Source organism: Microbacterium sp. CFBP 13617, from assembly GCF_014839445.1.
Lineage (GTDB): Bacteria > Actinomycetota > Actinomycetes > Actinomycetales > Microbacteriaceae > Microbacterium.
In genome coordinates this window covers 246,656-262,696 of record NZ_JACYNW010000003.1, presented here as the reverse complement: position 1 = coordinate 262,696, position 16,041 = coordinate 246,656, and the positions used below count along the sequence as shown (strand labels likewise).

Here is a 16,041-nt window from a genome sequence, read left to right as displayed (position 1 = left end):
CACTGATCCACCGGCATTCGCCGGACGCTCCGGACTGTCATCCGGACGACACGCTCAGGAGGAGCATGCCGACCACGGCAACCGCCGCCCGAGGCTCGAGCCAGCGGCGCAGGAAGACCACGTCATCCCGACGCGACGAAGAAGCCCCCGTCATCCCGATCCTCGCCCGCAAGGTGCGCGAGATCGAGGCCAAGGCCCAGCGCGGAAAGCTGGGGCCGACCAATCGCATCAAGTTCCAGGTCATCGCGTTCCTGGTGCGCGAAGAGCGCGCCCGGGTCAAGGCCGACACCGAGATCACCGACGCCGCGCGCGCCGAGCTGCTCAAGCGGCTCGACGGTGTGGCGACGATCCTCGCCAAGACCGCCGCGCGCGACACCTCGCTGATCCAGCTGCTCGAGGTCGACCAGACCACCTCGCCCGTCGCCCGGCGCATGCGCCGCGACTGGCTGATCGAGTCGGGCGCCGAGCTGCCGCCCGACGAGCTGATCATCACCGACACCGCCCCGCAGGTGACGCCGATGGTCTCGGCGGCTCTCGCCGAGAAGCAGGTCGTGCCGGCATCCATCGAGGCGCGCCAGATGGCGAACCCGTTCCTCGCCCCCGACCTCACCCCCCGCGCGACCGGTGACGCCCCGCGGCGCCGCCTCGACGGCTGGGAGCTCATGGGCCCGCTGTACAAGGCGTTCGAGATCGGCGCCGGTGGCTCGGCCGCCAGCATGGAGCTGCCGCCCGTGCCCGAGTTCGACCGGCTCTCGCCGCGCGGACTCGAGGTCATGCCGCACCAGTCGCGCTTCCTCGAGGCCGTGCGCGAGGGGCACCGCTCCTTCCTGCTCGCCGACGAGCCCGGCCTCGGCAAGACGGCCGAGTCGGTGCTCGCGGCCTCGGTGGCCGACGCGTACCCGCTGCTCGTCGTGGTGCCCAACGTCGTCAAGATGAACTGGGCCCGCGAGGTGCAGCGCTGGACTCCGCAGCGTCGGGCCACCGTCATCTCGGGCGGTGGAGCCGACATCGACGCCTTCGCCGACGTCTTCATCGTCAACTACGAGATCCTCGACCGTCACCTGTCGTGGCTGTCGTCGATCGGCCTGAAGGGCATCGTCGTCGACGAGGCGCACTTCATCAAGAACCTCACGTCGCAGCGCTCGCAGAACGTGCTGGCCCTGGCCTCGCGCGTCCGTCAGCAGACGCGGGACCCGCTCATGCTCGCCCTCACGGGTACGCCGCTGATCAACGACGTCGAGGACTTCGACGCGATCTGGCGGTTCCTCGGCTGGACCAACGGCGAGAAGCCCGGTCCCGAGCTCATGGAGAAGCTGGATGCCACGGGCCTGACGCCCGCCGACAAGGCGTTCTACCCCGAAGCGCGTGAGGCCGTCATCTCGATGGGCATCGTGCGGCGCAAGAAGAAAGACGTCGCCGCCGACCTGCCCGACAAGCTCGTGGCCGATCTGCCCGTCGAGCTCGACGACGAATTCGGTCGCTCGATCCGCCAGGCCGAGCGCGAGCTCGGTGCCCGCCTCGCGGCGAAGTACCGCCGCATCATCGAGGCCCGCGGCGATCGCGGACTCGCCGCCGGCGAGATCGACGACGACATCGTGCGCCTCGTCGCCCACGGCGAGCTCGAAGAGGCCAAGGCCGCCGGTTCCGGCAGCGAGAACGTCTTCACGATGGTCCGCCGCATCGGTCAGGCCAAGGCGCACCTCGCGGCCGACTACGCCGTCCAGCTGCAGCGCTCGGTGGGCAAGGTGGTGTTTTTCGCCAAGCACATCGACGTGATGGATGCCGCCGAGGCCCACTTCAAGGCATCCGGGCTCAAAGCCGTGTCGGTGCGCGGAGAGCAGACGTCGACGGCCCGCCAGGCCGCGATCGACGCCTTCAACACCGACCCGAGCGTCGGCATCGCGGTGTGTTCGCTCACCGCCGCCGGCGTGGGGCTGAACATGCAGGCGGCGTCGAACGTCGTGCTCGCGGAGCTGTCGTGGACCGCGGCCGAGCAGACGCAGGCGATCGACCGCGTGCACCGCATCGGTCAGGGCGAGCCCGTGACCGCGTGGCGCATCATCGCCGCGCACACGATCGACACGAAGATCGCCGAGCTCATCGACTCGAAGGAGGGACTCGCCCAGCGCGCCCTCGACGGGCAGTCGGTCGAGGCCGGCTCCAGCGATTCCGTGCAGCTCTCGGCGCTCATGCACCTGCTGCGTCAGGCGCTCGGCGCGGCCTGAGCCGTCGCTTCTCGCACGCCCCGGGGCTTCGGCCTCGGGGCGTTCGTGCGCGGCGGCGCCCCCGCCGTGTGGCACCGCTCCCGTCTGCGGCGATAGGGTCGGAGACGGCAACGGCGCCGACCTCCACCCGAACCACAGCACTTGAGGACTCTGCCCATGAAGATCGGCATCCTGACCAGCGGCGGCGACTGCCCCGGGCTGAACGCGGTCATCCGTGGCGTCGTGCTCAAAGGCACGACCAACTACGACATCGAATTCGTCGGCATCCGAGACGGGTGGCGCGGCGTCGTCGACGGCGACTTCTTCCCCCTGACGCGTCACGAGGTGAAGGGGCTGTCCAAGGTCGGCGGCACCATCCTCGGCACCAGCCGCACCAACCCCTACGAGGGCGCGCGCGGTGGCGCCGAGAACATCTCGAAGACCATGTACGGGCACCGCATCGACGGCATCCTGGCCATCGGCGGCGAGGGCACGCTCGCGGCGGCCGACCGCCTGTCGAAGGACGGCATCAACGTGCTCGGCGTCCCCAAGACGATCGACAACGACCTGCGCGCGACCGACTACTCGTTCGGCTTCGACACCGCCGTGAACATCGCGACGGATGCCATGGACCGCCTGCGCACGACCGGCGACTCGCACCAGCGCTGCATGGTGGCCGAGGTCATGGGTCGCCACGTCGGCTGGATCGCGCTGCACGCGGGTATCGCCGCGGGCGCGCACGTCATCTGCATCCCCGAGGTGCCGATGTCGATCGACGAGATCGTCGAGCAGGTCACCCGCGCCCACGACCGCGGCCGCGCGCCGCTGGTCGTCGTGTCGGAGGGCTTCAAGCTCACCGGCATGGACGAAGCGTTCAGCGACAAGGGCCTCGACGCCTTCAACCGTCCCCGCCTCGGCGGGATCGGCGAGCTGCTCGCGCCCGAGATCGAGCGCCTCACCGGCATCGAGACCCGCTCCACGGTGCTCGGCCACATCCAGCGCGGTGGCTCGCCGTCGGGCTTCGACCGCGTTCTCGCGACGCGCCTCGGCCTGCACGCCGCCGACGCGCTGAACGAAGGCGCCTGGGGTCAGATGGTCGCGATGCGCGGCACCGACATCGTGCGCGTGCCGTTCGCCGACGCCCTCGGCGAGCTGAACAGCGTGCCCCTGTACCGCTACGAAGAGGCCGCCGCGCTGTTCGGTTGAGCCGCGCTCGTTCGTCGCCCCGTCCCGCTCGCGCGGGGCGGGGCGACTGCGTTTCGTCGAGGCGCGTGTCCCACTTCGTGCAGCTTTACGGTCGCCTTCCTGCTCGAAGTGGGACATGCCCGTCGCGAGGCGACACGCCTCACGATCTGCGGAGACGGTGATCTGGCCGCCTACCGGCCATGTCCCACTTTGTGCAGTTGAGGCGGAGGAAACCTGCACGAAGTGGGACATGCGAGCTGTCACTCACGCCAGCCCGCGCGTTCGAGCGCCTCCCGTACCTTTTGAACCGCCGGAGCACCGTCGGACCGCATGTGGTGGAAGAGGATGCGCACGTGCTCCCAGCCGCAGGCTCGGATGGCGTCCCATCGATCGGCATCCCGTGCGAACTGCCGCATGTCTTCGGCGTGGACGCGGCCGTCATACTCGGCGCCGACCTTCCACTGGGGATAGGCCAGGTCGAGCTCGGCGACGAAGCGGCCTTCGGTATCGCGCAGCATCCAGGAGATCTCCGGCTCGGGCAGACCGTTGCGCACGAGCACCAGGCGAAGGCGGGTTTCGGCCGCCGAACGCGGTCCGTGACGGCTGAGCGCGAGCGCGCGGGCGAGCGCCTTACCCTCGCTATCGCCCATGCGGGCGATCTCGGCGCGAAGGTCATCGGCATCGACCCGCGGGCGCAGTTCGGTGAGCAGGAAGTCGGCCGCTGCGACGAGGTCGTCGATGCGCCAGAGAGTCGCGCACTGTCGCCATGCCCTGACGGGGTCCTCGACGGGCCAGCCCTCCGGTGTGTGCGCGGTGGCCGCGTCGCGCGTCTGAAGTCGATGGCCGCGGACGCCGCCGATGCGCGGCTCGCGTTTCGGGCGATGCGCCGACACATGGATGCCGGGATGCCAGGGAAACGGAGGCAACGGAACGCCGAGCAACCCCAGCGCGGTTTCGTGGCTGAAGAACTGTCCGTCGCGAAGGCGCGGCGCGTACTCGGCGGCGCGGGCGCGCAGATCGTCGGGAGGCGCAGGCGCAGCGATGGAACGAACGCCGCGGTACGGCATCCGCATGCCGACGTGGCGCAGAGCGAAGCGCGAGCGCCCCGACGCCACGGCATCGCGGACGGAGAAGATCAGCGGATCGTCGACCATCACTCGAGGATGCAGGCACCGCGACTGCGGTCACGAGTACGAGGGGCGTTCTGTGGATGGTTGCGCGGATCGGCGCGCGGGGAGGACCGTCCCCGCCCGACGGTGATCAGCAGGCGGTGAGCGGCCGCCGTGAGCCCGTGTCCCACTTCGTGCGAGATTCAGGCGCGATAGCTGCACAAACTGGGACATGCCCACGGGGGCGACGGCAGGCGGCCACCGCCTCGGTCGACGGCGAGCGGTCGCCGTGAGCCCGTGTCCCACTTCGTGCGAGATTCAGGCGCGATAGTCGCACAAAGTGGGACACGCCCTGCAGCCCACAACGCCGAACGCCCCGCCGCACGAAGCGACGAGGCGTCCAGCACCGAGGCGTCCCGCGGCGGCTCGGCCTACTCCGCCAGGCCCAGCACGTCGAGCAGCCACGCGATCTCGAAGGCGCGCTCGCGCCAGGCGTTGTAGCGGCCGCTGACGCCGCCGTGGCCGGCGACCATCTCGCACTTCAGCAGCGCGTCGGCGCCCACGTCGCGCAGGCGCGCGACCCACTTGGCGGGCTCGACGTACAGCACGCGGGTGTCGTTGAGCGACGTGACCGCCAGGATGCGGGGGTACTCGACGCCCTCGCGCACGTTCTCGTACGGCGAGTACGACTTCATGTACGCGTAGACGTCGGCGTCGTGCAGCGGGTCTCCCCACTCGTCCCACTCGATGACGGTGAGGGGGAGCGAGGGGTCGAGGATGGTCGTCAACGCGTCGACGAAGGGCACATCGGCGAGGATGCCGGCGAACAGCTCGGGCGCGAGGTTGGCGACGGCGCCCATGAGCAGTCCGCCCGCGCTGCCGCCCTCGGCGACGATGCGGTCGGGCGTGGTGTACCCGGCATCGACGAGGTGACGGGCGGCGGCGACGAAGTCGGTGAACGTGTTGCGCTTGGCGCGCATCTTGCCGTCTTCATACCACTGCCGACCCATCTCGCCGCCACCGCGCACGTGCGCCACGGCGAAGACGACGCCGCGGTCGAGCAGCGAGAGACGCGGCACCGAGAAGCCGGGCTCGATGGAGTGCTCGTACGACCCGTAGCCGTACAGGTGCACCGGACGCGGAGCCGCACCGGGCTCGCCGAACGAGCGCTTCCACACCAGCGACACGGGCACCTGCGTGCCGTCGTCGGCGGGGGCCCACACCCGTGCCTGACCGTAGTCGTCGGGGTCGAAGCCCCCGAGCACGGGCTGGCGCTTGCGCAGCAGCAGCTCGCCGGTGGCGACGACGTAGTCGAACACGGTTCCGGGGGTGACGAACGAGCCGTAGCCCAGCCGCAGGACCGGGGGAGCGTACTCGGGGTTGCCGCCGGTGCCGACGCTGTACAGCGGCTCGTCGAAGGCGATCTCGGTCACCGCGCCATCGGCGTACGACAGCATCCCCAGGCGCGCGAGGCCGTCGCGACGGTAGCCGACCACGCCCCAGTCGCGGAACGTGTCGACGCCGAGCAGCCGCTGACCGGTGCGGTGGGGGATCACCGTCTCGCGGGGGCCTTGGGGATCGGATGCCGAGACCCGCACGAGTTCGAAATCGAGGGCGCCGTCGTTGTGGAGCACGTAGAGCACGTCGTCGCCGTCGACGACGGCGTGCGACGAGGAGTACTCGACGCCCTCGCGTCGCGGCCACACCACGCGGGGCTCGCCGCGGAGGTCGTCGGCGTCGAGCAGCCATTCCTCGGAGGTGATCGAGGAGCCCATCTCGATCACGAGGAAGCGATCGCTGCGGGTGAAGTCGGCACCGACCCAGTAGCGGTCGTCGGGCTCGTGGAACAGCTTCACGTCGGCATCCACGGGGGTGCCGATCTCGTGCAGCCACACGGTGTCGGGACGCCAGGCGTCGTCGACGGTCGTGTAGACGATGAAGCGCCCGTCGGGCGAGAAGGTCGCCCCCGAGAAGGTGTCGGGGATCTCGTCGGCCAGCGTCTCGCCGGTGGTCAGGTCGCGTACGCGCACGGTGTACCGCTCGTCGCCGGCGACGTCGACGCCGTAGAGCATGCGGGTGCCGTCGTTCGAGATCTCGAAGCTGCCGAGCGAGAAGAAGTCGGTGCCCTCGGCCTCGACGTTGCCGTCGAACAGCACCTGCTCGCCGGCGACGGGGGTGCCGGGCGAGAGAGTGGGCGGGGTCCAGTCGTCGGGGGAGTCCAGGGGCGCCCGGCACTGGATGCCGTACTGCGCGCCCGCGACGGTGCGGCCGTAGTACCACCAGTCGCCGCGGCGCGCGGGGACCGAGAGGTCGGTTTCGAGGGTGCGGCCCTTGATCTCGCCGAAGATCGTGTCGCGCAGGCCCGCGAGGTGCCCGGTGCGGGCCGTCGTGTAGGCGTTCTCGGCCTCGAGGTGCCCGACGACCTCGGCGTCGTCTTTCGCGCGCAACCACTCGTACGGGTCGTCGAAGGTGTCGCCGTGGTGCGAGCGCGAGACGGGCCGGCGGGCGGCGACGGGTGGGGTGGGCTGAGGGTCGAGGTCGGTCACCGTTCCACGGTAGTGCGCTCCTCCGACGCGGGCTTCGGAGAACGCTCAGCGAGCCGCGCGCGTTTGACCCCCGGGGTCCCCGATGACAGGATGTGGACGCGACCCCGGTGAACGGGTGTCGAACTCCAGGTGAACTCTTCGTTCGTCGCGCCGATCCCGTCGGCATCCCTTCTTCCTTCTCACGGAAAGCGAACGGTGGAGAGCGCAGCCCTCATCATCGTGCTGGTCATCGCGCTGGCACTGTTCTTCGATTTCACCAACGGATTCCACGACACCGCCAACGCGATGGCCACCCCCATCGCCACCGGTGCGTTGAAGCCGAAGGTCGCCGTCCTCTTGGCGGCCTCGCTCAACCTGGTGGGCGCGTTCCTGTCGACCGAGGTCGCCAAGACGATCTCGGGCGGCATGATCCGCGAAGACCAGTTGAGTCCCGACATCTTCCCGCCCATCATCTTCGCCGGTCTGATCGGCGCGATCACCTGGAACATGCTGACGTGGCTGCTGGGGCTCCCCTCGAGCTCCTCGCACGCGCTGTTCGGCGGCCTGATCGGCGCGACGCTCGTGGGCGTCGGCGCCTCGGCGATCGACACGGGCGTGGTGCTGAGCAAGGTGATCCTGCCGGCGTTGATCGCCCCTCTGACGGCCGGCGTCATCGCCTTCACCGTCACCAAGATCGCCTACGGCATCACGCGCCGGTACGACATGAAGGCCGACGGGCGCGACGGCTTCCGCTGGGGCCAGATCTTCACCTCGTCGCTCGTGGCTCTGGCGCACGGCACCAACGACGCGCAGAAGACGATGGGCGTCATCACCCTCGCCCTCATCACCGTCGGGTGGCAGTCGTCGGCGAACCCCGACCCGCAGCTGTGGGTCGTCTTCGCCTGCGCGATCACGATCGCGCTCGGCACCTACATGGGCGGCTGGCGCATCATCCGCACGCTCGGCAAGGGGCTCACCGACGTCAAGCCCGCGCAGGGCTTCTCGGCCGAGACCTCCACGGCGGCCACGATCCTGGCATCCAGCGCCCTCGGCTTCGCGCTGTCGACGACGCAGGTGGCCTCGGGATCCGTCATCGGTTCGGGCCTCGGCCGCCGCGGCTCGACCGTGCGGTGGAACACCGTGGGCCGCATCATGATCGGCTGGGTGCTCACGCTGCCCGCCGCCGGCGCCGTGGGCGCCGCCGCGGCCCTGATCGTGGTCTGGCTCGGCGGATGGGGCGTGGCGGTGGATGCCGTGATCGCGGTCGTCATCGTTCTCGGTCTGTTCCTGCGCTCCCGGCGCGACTCGGTGACCTCGGCCAACGCGATGAGCGAGGTCGCCGACTCCGGCGCCGCCGTGAAGGTGCCGCGCAAGCCCGAGCCCACGCGCGGCCAGCGCCGCCACGACGACGCGAGGAAGGACCGCGCGTGAGCATCGACTGGGAAGCCTTCCTGCACGTCTTCGTCGCCGCCCTGCTCGGGGCGACGGTGGTCGTGACGTTCTACGCCCTGGGTTTGCGCCTGCTGGTGCGCGGTGGCCGTCCGCCGCTGGTGGCACCGGCCGAGTTCACCGACGCCATCACCGTGCTCACCGACAAGCAGAAGCGTCGCGCCGAGAGGGCGGTCGCCAAGGCCGCCGCGCGCAACCCGCTGAGCGAGGGGCAGAAGCGCCTCTCGCTGGTCGCCGCGTACCTCTGCTTCGCCGTGTGCGCCGCAGTCGTGCTCGGCGCGCTGCTGCTGATCCTGCTCAACCACTGATCCTGCTCAACCACTGATCCTGCTCGCCCACGGAGGCGCCCGGGGAGCGGTGTCGGAGGCCCCTCGTAGGCTGGGGGCATGGCATCCGTGCAGTTCGGTCAGCATGCGCCCGCCGCGCGCGTGATCCTCCACCTCAGCGACACGCACCTGCTGGGCGGTGACCGGCTGCTCGGCGATCGCTACGACACGGCGCAGCACCTGCGCCGCACGCTCGCGGCCGCCGAGGCGACCGGGGTACGACCGGATGCCGTGGTCTTCACCGGCGATCTGACCGACCTCGGCGAGCCCGAGGCCTACCGGGCGCTGCGCGCCGAGGTCGAACCGTGGGCGGCGCGTCTGGGGGCGCCGGTCGTCTGGGTGGCCGGCAACCACGATGAACGGCCCGCGCTGCGCGCCGAGCTGCTCGACGGCGAGCCGAGCGAGGAGCCCGTGACCGGGGTGTACGACCTCGGGGGACTCCGGCTCATCGCGCTCGACTCGACCGTGCCGGGGTGGCACCACGGCGACCTCGACGCCGCCCAGCTCTCGTGGTTGCGCGCCGAGCTGGCCGAGCCGGCGCCGCGGGGCACGATCCTGGCGCTGCACCACCCGCCGCTGCCCTCGCACATCCCGTTCTTCGACATCCTCGAGTTGCGCGACCAGCGCGGTCTCGCCGACGCGATCGCGGGCACCGACGTGCGCGCGATCCTCGCGGGCCACCTGCACTACTCGACGTCGGGGACCTTCGCCGGGGTGCCGGTGAGCGTGGCCGCGGCCTCCTGCTACACGATGGACCTCGCCCGCCCCGCCGATGAGGTCAACGGAATGGACGCCGGGCGCGCGTTCCACCTCGTGCACGTGTGGGACGACACGATCACCCACGCGGTGGTCCCGGTCGTCGACGCGCAGGCCACGGGCTTCTTCACGCCCGAGTGGACGGCGCGCATGGCGGCGTTGAGCCCCGAGGAGCGACTCGAGGCGTTCTCGCGCAAGCGGTGACGCCGCCGCGCGATGCCGCCGTGCGCCGGCCGCGGCGTTCGCTATACGCGCAGGAGCGTGTCGGTCGGGCGACAGGCCGCGGCGTCGAACGACCGCGACAGGACCGGTGGCTAGGCTCGTGGCATCCCTGCTCGCCGTGACAACCCACGAGGACACCACATGGCTTTGGACGCAATGACGCGCACCCGTACCGAGACCGATTCCCTGGGATCCCTCGAGATCCCCTTCGAGGCGTACTGGGGCATCCACACCGCCCGCGCGCTCGAGAACTTCCCCATCGCGAAGCGGCCGATCTCGGTCTACCCCGATCTCGTGCGAGCCCTCGCGATGGTCAAGCAGGCCTCGGCCCGCGCCAACCGCGAGATCGGCGTGCTCGACGCCGCGAAGGCCGACCTCATCGACCGCGCCGCCCAGCGCGTGATCGACGGCGAGTTCCACGACGAGTTCACTGTGGGCGTCATCCAGGGCGGGGCCGGCACCTCGACCAACATGAACGCCAACGAGGTCATCACCAACATCGCCCTCGAGCTCGCCGGCCGCGAGAAGGGCGACTACGGCTTCCTCTCGCCCATCGACGACACCAACCGCAGCCAGTCCACCAACGACGTCTACCCGACGGCCATCAAGATCGGGCTGGCGCTCACCCTGCAGAGCCTGCTCGAAGAGCTCGCGTTGCTGCGTCAGTCTTTCCTGACGAAGTCCGAGGAGTTCCACGACGTCCTCAAGGTCGGCCGCACCCAGCTGCAGGATGCCGTGCCCATGACGCTCGGACAGGAGTTCCACGGGTTCGCCACGACGTTGGGCGAGGACTACAGCCGTCTGACCGAGAACGCCTACCTTCTGTACGAGATCAACATGGGCGCCACGGCCATCGGTACGGGCATCACCGCTCACGCCGGGTACGGGGCCGCTGTTCTGCGGCACCTGCGCCAGATCACCGGGCTCGATCTCGAGACCGCGACCGACCTGGTCGAATCCACGAGCGACACCGGCGCGTTCATGTCGTTCTCGTCGTCGCTCAAGCGCAACGCCGTCAAACTGTCGAAGATCTGCAACGATCTGCGCCTGCTCTCCAGCGGTCCGCAGGCGGGCCTCGGCGAGATCAACCTTCCGGCGCGCCAGGCCGGCTCGAGCATCATGCCCGGCAAGGTCAACCCCGTCATCCCCGAGGTCGTGAACCAGGTCGCGTTCTCGGTCGTGGGGGCCGACATGACGGTGACCATGGCGGTCGAGGGCGGGCAGCTGCAGCTCAACGCCTTCGAGCCCGTCATCGCCCACTCGATCTATCAGTCGATCACGTGGATGCGGCAGGCGATGTGGACCCTGCGGGTCAACTGCGTCGACGGCATCACCGCGAACCGCGAGCGCCTGGGAGCCATGGTCGGCTCCTCTGTGGGCGTCGTGACGGCGCTGACGCCCTTCATCGGCTACGCGGCGTCGGCGGCCCTGGCCAAGACGGCCCTGCTGACGCACCGCAACGTCGCCGACCTGGTCGTCGAGGCCGGGCTGATGACGCGCGACGAGGTCATCAAGCAGCTCTCTCCGGCGCGCCTGTCGGGCCTGCACCCGATCACCGAGGCGATCCCGGTCATCCGTGCCGTCGAGGACGTCGTCGAAGGCTGACACGAACGAACGACGGGGCCGGGACCAGTGGTCGCGGCCCCATCGTCGTGTCGAGGGCGAGCGCCGAGTCGCCCGCCCGGGGCGGGCGTCGGTCACCGGGCGGCCGTCACCGGCGGTCCGGCGGCACCGTCGCCGCGCGGGGCGTGGCTCAGTCGACGATCCGGCAGTGCGTGGTCAGCTCGCCGATCCCGTCGATCCCCACGGTCACCGTCGAGCGGTCGCGCAGGAAGATCTGCGGGTCGCGCGAGTAGCCCGCTCCGCCGGGGCTGCCGGTCGAGATGAGCGTGCCGGGCAGCAGGGTCGCCGACTCCGACAGCTTGTGAATGAGCGTCGCCACCGTGCGCACCATCTGGCCGGTGCTGGCATCCTGCACCGTGTGCCCGTCGACGACGGTCCAGATGTGCAGGTCCTGCGGGTCGGGGATCTCGTCGGCGGTCACCACGAACGGGCCCGTCGGGGTGAAGCCGTCGAACGACTTGCACCGCGACCACTGCGCCTCCGAGAACTGGATGTTGCGCGCCGTGATGTCGTTGACGACGGTGTAGCCCCACACGTGGTCGAGGGCGTCGGGCTCGGCGACGTCGCGCCCGGGGCGCCCGATGATCACGCCGAGTTCGGCCTCGTAGTCGACGGCCTCGCTGAGCTGTCGCGGCCACGTCGTCGTCGCACCGTGGGCGGTGAGGGAGTTGGGCCACAGCACGAAGACGGTGGGCCCGGTGTCGGTCTTCAGCCCCAGCTCGCCCGAGTGGGCGGCGTAGTTCAGGCCGACCGCGAGGATCGCCGGGGGAGCGAGCACCGCCGAGGCGAAGGCGACGCCCGAGAGCGGATGCCGCGGTGCACCGGCGGACGCCGCGCGCACGCGCTCGAGCAGGGCGTCACCGCCGGCGATGAGCTGTTCGAGCTGGCGGGGGGCGCCCTCGAAGAACTCGTCGACGAACGAGAACTCGTCATCGTGGACGCTGACGAGACGGGGGGACTCCGCCCCCTCCGGGGAACGGACGTGGGCGAATCGCATGCCTCCACGCTACCGGGCCGCACCGGCGGGGAGTCGTCGCAAGCCCGGGATGCCGTGTCGCCGGCCGCCCCTAGGCTGTGCGCATGAGCTACCCCTCGCCGTTGGCGCAGCCCGGTTCCGCCGAGCCCGCCCGCATCTCCCCGGCACCGCAGGCGGCCGGCTCGGCCGCGCCTCCGCGCCGGCGCCGCGGGGGCATCGCCCTGTGGGTGGTGGCCGTGCTGCTGGTGCCGGTGCTCGCCCTGCTCGTCCGCTACTTCACGGGCGTGTTGGGAACGGCGGCCTCGTTCATCGGGCTCGTGCTGGCGGTGATCCCGTTCGTCATCGTCTGGTTCGCGGTGCGCTACATCGACCGGTGGGAGCCCGAACCGAGACGACTGCTCGTGTTCGCCGTGGCCTGGGGCGCGGTGGCGGCCGTCGCCCTCGCGCTGGGGGTGGACCTGGTCCTCACCCTGGCGGTGGGCCGGCTGCCGGCCGAGTTCAGCTCGGTCGTGCAGGCACCGATCGTCGAAGAGCTCGCGAAGGGCCTCGGCGTGCTCCTGATCTTCGTGTTCGCCCGACGGTTCTTCGACGGCCCGGTCGACGGGATCGTCTACGGCGCGCTGATCGGTGCAGGCTTCGCCCTGACCGAGAACGTGCAGTACTTCGCCATCAGCTATCTCGAGGGCGGCCCGGGCCAGGTCGCCACGACCTTCTTCCTGCGCGCGGTGCTGTCGCCGTTCGCGCACGTGATGTTCACCAGCCTCACCGGCTTCGCGTTCGGCCTCGCCGCGCGTCGCGGACTGCGCGGGGGCGGTGCCCTCGCCTACGGAATCCCCGGAGTGCTCGCCGCGATCGTTCTGCACGGACTGTGGAACGGCTCGGCCACGTTCGCCAACTTCTTCGAGGTGTACGCCACGCTGCAGGTGCCGCTGTTCCTGGCGTTCATCGCCGGCATCCTGGCCCTGCGGCGCGAAGAGACGCGTCTCACCCGCGCACGGCTGGGCGAGTACGCCGTCGCGGGGTGGTTCACGCCGCAAGAGGTCGACATGCTCGCCACCCGCCCCGGGCGCCGTTCGGCCCTCGCGTGGGCGCGCACGCTGCCCGGTGACCGCACGGCGGTGATGAAGGCCTTCATCGCGGATGCCACGGCACTCGCCGCCGCGCGCCAGCGCGCCCTGTCGGGGCGCGATCCGCAGGCGGTCGCCACCGAGCGGTACCTGCTCGAGCGCACCACCGACGCGCGGGCGGCGCTGCTCGCGCCGTGAGGTCTTGACAGCGCGGCGAGGCGGGAGCACCATCGATGTAGGCCAACTCAGCGCCCGGTAGACACGCAGGCATCGCCGCGGCACCGGGCGCTGAGTCTTTGTCCAGGGGCCGTCATCGACCGCCGGGCCGTGCTTGGATGGAGACATGACTGATCGCACCAAGCCGGAGTTCGACGCTCCCAGCGGCCCCGCCCCCTCCGACCTCGTCATCCGCGACATCGCCGTCGGCGACGGCGCCGAGGCGAAGCCCGGCGACACCGTCACCGTGCACTACGCCGGTGTGGAGTACGAGTCGGGCGAAGAGTTCGACTCCTCGTGGGGCCGGGGCGAGAGCATCCAGTTCCCCCTCCGTGGCCTCATCCAGGGCTGGCAGGACGGCATCCCGGGCATGAAGGTCGGCGGTCGCCGCGAGCTCGTGATCCCGCCGCACCTGGCCTACGGTCCCGCCGGCGGACACTTCCTGGGTGGCAAGACCCTCATCTTCATCATCGACCTGCTCAAGGTCGGCTGACCGGCCGTTCTTCACGGAACGTTCACGAACCCGAGGGGGCTGCGGCTCCCTCGGGTTCGTTATTTTCCTCGATCGTGGAATACATTCGTGTGAATGGGAGTTGGATCCCGGCAGGACGCCGAAGCGGCTCCCCAGACCTCTAGGAGTGACATGACTGACACCACCGCCCTCGACATCCCCGGCTACAAGACCGGCACCTGGGTCCTCGACCCGTCGCACAGCGAGGTCACCTTCTCGGTGCGCCACATGATGATCTCGAAGGTGCGCGGCACGTTCGGTGTGAAGAGCGCCACCATCGTCGCCCCCGAGAACCCGCTCGAGGCCACCGTCGAGGCCTCCGTCGACGTGACCTCCGTCGACACCAAGGACGAGGGCCGCGACCAGCACCTGCGCTCGGCCGAGTTCTTCGACATCGAGACCTACCCGACGATGGACTTCCGCTCCACCGGCGTGCGCGTCGAAAAGGGCGACTTCCTCGTCGACGGCGACCTCACCATCCGCGGCATCACCAAGCCCGCCACCTTCTCGCTCGACTTCGGCGGCTTCGGCACCGACCCGTGGGGCAACTACAAGGCCGGCGCGACCGCCAAGACGGTCATCAACCGCGAGGACTTCGACCTCACCTGGAACGCCGCCCTCGAGACCGGCGGCGTGCTGGTCGGCAAGGACGTCACCATCGAGCTCGACCTGCAGCTCGCGCTCCAGGCGTGATCTTCGTGAAGGCCCCGGGTGCTCGGCATCCGGGGCCTTCGTCGTGTCTGGGGTGGCCCCGAGTGCTCGGCATCCGGGATCGTTGTGGTTTCTCCGTCGTGCGCGGAAGCCGCCCGCGGAGCGTTACCCCGCGGTGACGCGACGCCGGAGGCGCAGCCTCTGCTGCACGAGCAGGATGCCGACGAACACCACGGCCGCCCCCACGGGTTCGTTCCACGAGATGCGCTCCCCGAGCACGAGGATGCCGAGAGCCACCCCGACCACGGGGGTGATGTACGTGACGGTCGAGGCCCGGGTGGGCCCCCATGCGCGCAGAGTGTTCTGGTTCCAGACGTAGGCGATGCCGGTGCCGAGTACCCCCAGGGCGACGATGCTGAGCACCACCGGGGTCGTCAGGTCCATCGGTTCGGCGAGGATCACGGGCGACAGCAGCACCATGAACGCCGCCGCCGGGCCGATGTAGCCGAAGGCGAAGGCGATGCCCGATAGTCCGGTGTCGCCGAGGAACCGACGCATGTACGCGAGGCTGAAGCCGTAGCAGGCGGTGGCGCCCAGCAGCGCGATCTGCGCGACCGTGCTGTCGCCCACGTCGGCGACCGCGCCCGGCGCGATGATCACGACGACCCCGGCGATGCCCACGGCGATGCCGAGCAGCTGGCCCGGCTTGAGGCTCTCGACGCGGAACACCGCCCACGCCATGATCGCCGTCATGATCGGCGTGGTCGCGTTGAAGATGCTCGCCAGCCCCGACGAGACGTGCTGCTCGGCCCAGGCGAACAGCAGGAACGGCACGACGCAGAACGTGGCCGCCAGAACGCACAGGTGACCCCACACCCGTCGGCTGCGGGGGAGGCGTTCGCGTCGGATCGCGACGATCGCGGCGAGAGCGAGCGCACCGAACAGCAGCCGCCCGCCGGCGACCTGCGCCGGGGTCATGCCGGTGAGGGCGATCGCGATGAAGAGGAAGCTCGAGCCCCACACGATGCCCGTGAGCACGAACTGCACGGCGATGGAGACGGGGGAGGGAGAGGAACCGGATGCCACGATCCCGACCCTAGGCCCGAGCGCCGACATCGCGCGGGCGAAGCGGATGCGACGGCGGAAATCCGCCGACGGTCGGCAGTGCGTGTGCGGGGCGGTGCTCGCACGGAGCCGCGACACGAGGGTCGTCCCGGGCCC

The 16,041-nt window shown here is 70.3% G+C and carries 13 protein-coding genes; 9 read left to right on the top strand and 4 right to left on the bottom strand.

From position 1 onward, the window contains the following. Positions 1 to 65 precede the first annotated feature (65 nt). Together IFU40_RS09760 and IFU40_RS09755 are read left to right on the top strand one after the other, a co-directional pair. Entirely contained in the window at positions 66 to 2,225 is a 2,160-nt protein-coding gene (locus IFU40_RS09760; protein WP_070408250.1) for a DEAD/DEAH box helicase, read from the top strand. A 156-nt stretch (positions 2,226 to 2,381) separates the two neighbouring features. After that, on the top strand, positions 2,382 to 3,410 hold the full coding sequence (locus IFU40_RS09755) for a 6-phosphofructokinase (protein ID WP_055834994.1): 1,029 nt from the start codon (positions 2,382 to 2,384) through the stop codon (positions 3,408 to 3,410). Positions 3,411 to 3,649: 239 nt separating this feature from the next. On the opposite strand, the gene IFU40_RS09750 is transcribed toward IFU40_RS09755, so the two are convergent. Further along, a complete protein-coding gene (locus IFU40_RS09750) occupies positions 3,650 to 4,543 on the bottom strand; it encodes a hypothetical protein (RefSeq protein ID WP_191926194.1) in 894 nt (297 codons plus the stop codon). A 386-nt stretch (positions 4,544 to 4,929) separates the two neighbouring features. Then, positions 4,930 to 7,044, bottom strand: a complete 2,115-nt coding sequence (locus tag IFU40_RS09745; protein ID WP_191926193.1) for a prolyl oligopeptidase family serine peptidase — start codon at positions 7,042 to 7,044, stop codon at positions 4,930 to 4,932. Positions 7,045 to 7,239: 195 nt separating this feature from the next. Between IFU40_RS09745 and IFU40_RS09740 the strand changes: the two genes are divergently transcribed. The 4 genes from IFU40_RS09740 to IFU40_RS09725 all read left to right on the top strand — a co-directional run bounded on the left by IFU40_RS09740 (position 7,240) and on the right by IFU40_RS09725 (position 11,381). Beyond that, entirely contained in the window at positions 7,240 to 8,454 is a 1,215-nt protein-coding gene (locus tag IFU40_RS09740; RefSeq protein WP_191926192.1) for an inorganic phosphate transporter, read from the top strand. Next, positions 8,451 to 8,780 (top strand): peptidase, encoded by a 330-nt coding sequence (locus tag IFU40_RS09735; protein ID WP_191926191.1) that lies wholly within the window; start codon positions 8,451 to 8,453, stop codon positions 8,778 to 8,780. The genes IFU40_RS09740 and IFU40_RS09735 overlap by 4 nt, the downstream gene beginning before the upstream one ends. Before the next feature lie 78 nt (positions 8,781 to 8,858). Beyond that, the gene (locus IFU40_RS09730; protein ID WP_055835012.1) at positions 8,859 to 9,758 is read left to right on the top strand and encodes a phosphodiesterase; all 900 of its coding nucleotides are present in this window, start codon (positions 8,859 to 8,861) and stop codon (positions 9,756 to 9,758) included. 159 nt (positions 9,759 to 9,917) lie between these two features. Then, entirely contained in the window at positions 9,918 to 11,381 is a 1,464-nt protein-coding gene (locus IFU40_RS09725) for an aspartate ammonia-lyase (protein ID WP_055835015.1), read from the top strand. A gap of 148 nt (positions 11,382 to 11,529) precedes the next feature. Here IFU40_RS09725 and IFU40_RS09720 read toward each other — a convergent pair whose 3' ends face one another. After that, positions 11,530 to 12,396: a fumarylacetoacetate hydrolase family protein gene (locus tag IFU40_RS09720; RefSeq protein ID WP_070408244.1), complete on the bottom strand. Its 867-nt coding sequence runs from the start codon at positions 12,394 to 12,396 to the stop codon at positions 11,530 to 11,532. 83 nt (positions 12,397 to 12,479) lie between these two features. Here IFU40_RS09720 and IFU40_RS09715 point away from each other — a divergent pair, with 83 nt between their 5' ends. The 3 genes from IFU40_RS09715 (at position 12,480) to IFU40_RS09705 (ending at position 14,862) form a co-directional block, all read left to right on the top strand. Beyond that, a complete protein-coding gene (locus IFU40_RS09715) occupies positions 12,480 to 13,640 on the top strand; it encodes a PrsW family intramembrane metalloprotease (protein ID WP_055835021.1) in 1,161 nt (386 codons plus the stop codon). Between the two features lie 145 nt (positions 13,641 to 13,785). Further along, positions 13,786 to 14,151: an FKBP-type peptidyl-prolyl cis-trans isomerase gene (locus tag IFU40_RS09710; protein ID WP_055835024.1), complete on the top strand. Its 366-nt coding sequence runs from the start codon at positions 13,786 to 13,788 to the stop codon at positions 14,149 to 14,151. Between the two features lie 150 nt (positions 14,152 to 14,301). Beyond that, positions 14,302 to 14,862: a YceI family protein gene (locus IFU40_RS09705; protein WP_055835027.1), complete on the top strand. Its 561-nt coding sequence runs from the start codon at positions 14,302 to 14,304 to the stop codon at positions 14,860 to 14,862. 123 nt (positions 14,863 to 14,985) lie between these two features. Here IFU40_RS09705 and IFU40_RS09700 read toward each other — a convergent pair whose 3' ends face one another. Beyond that, positions 14,986 to 15,906, bottom strand: coding sequence for a DMT family transporter (locus tag IFU40_RS09700; RefSeq protein WP_082509310.1), 921 nt, complete (start codon positions 15,904 to 15,906; stop codon positions 14,986 to 14,988). Positions 15,907 to 16,041: the final 135 nt, after the last annotated feature.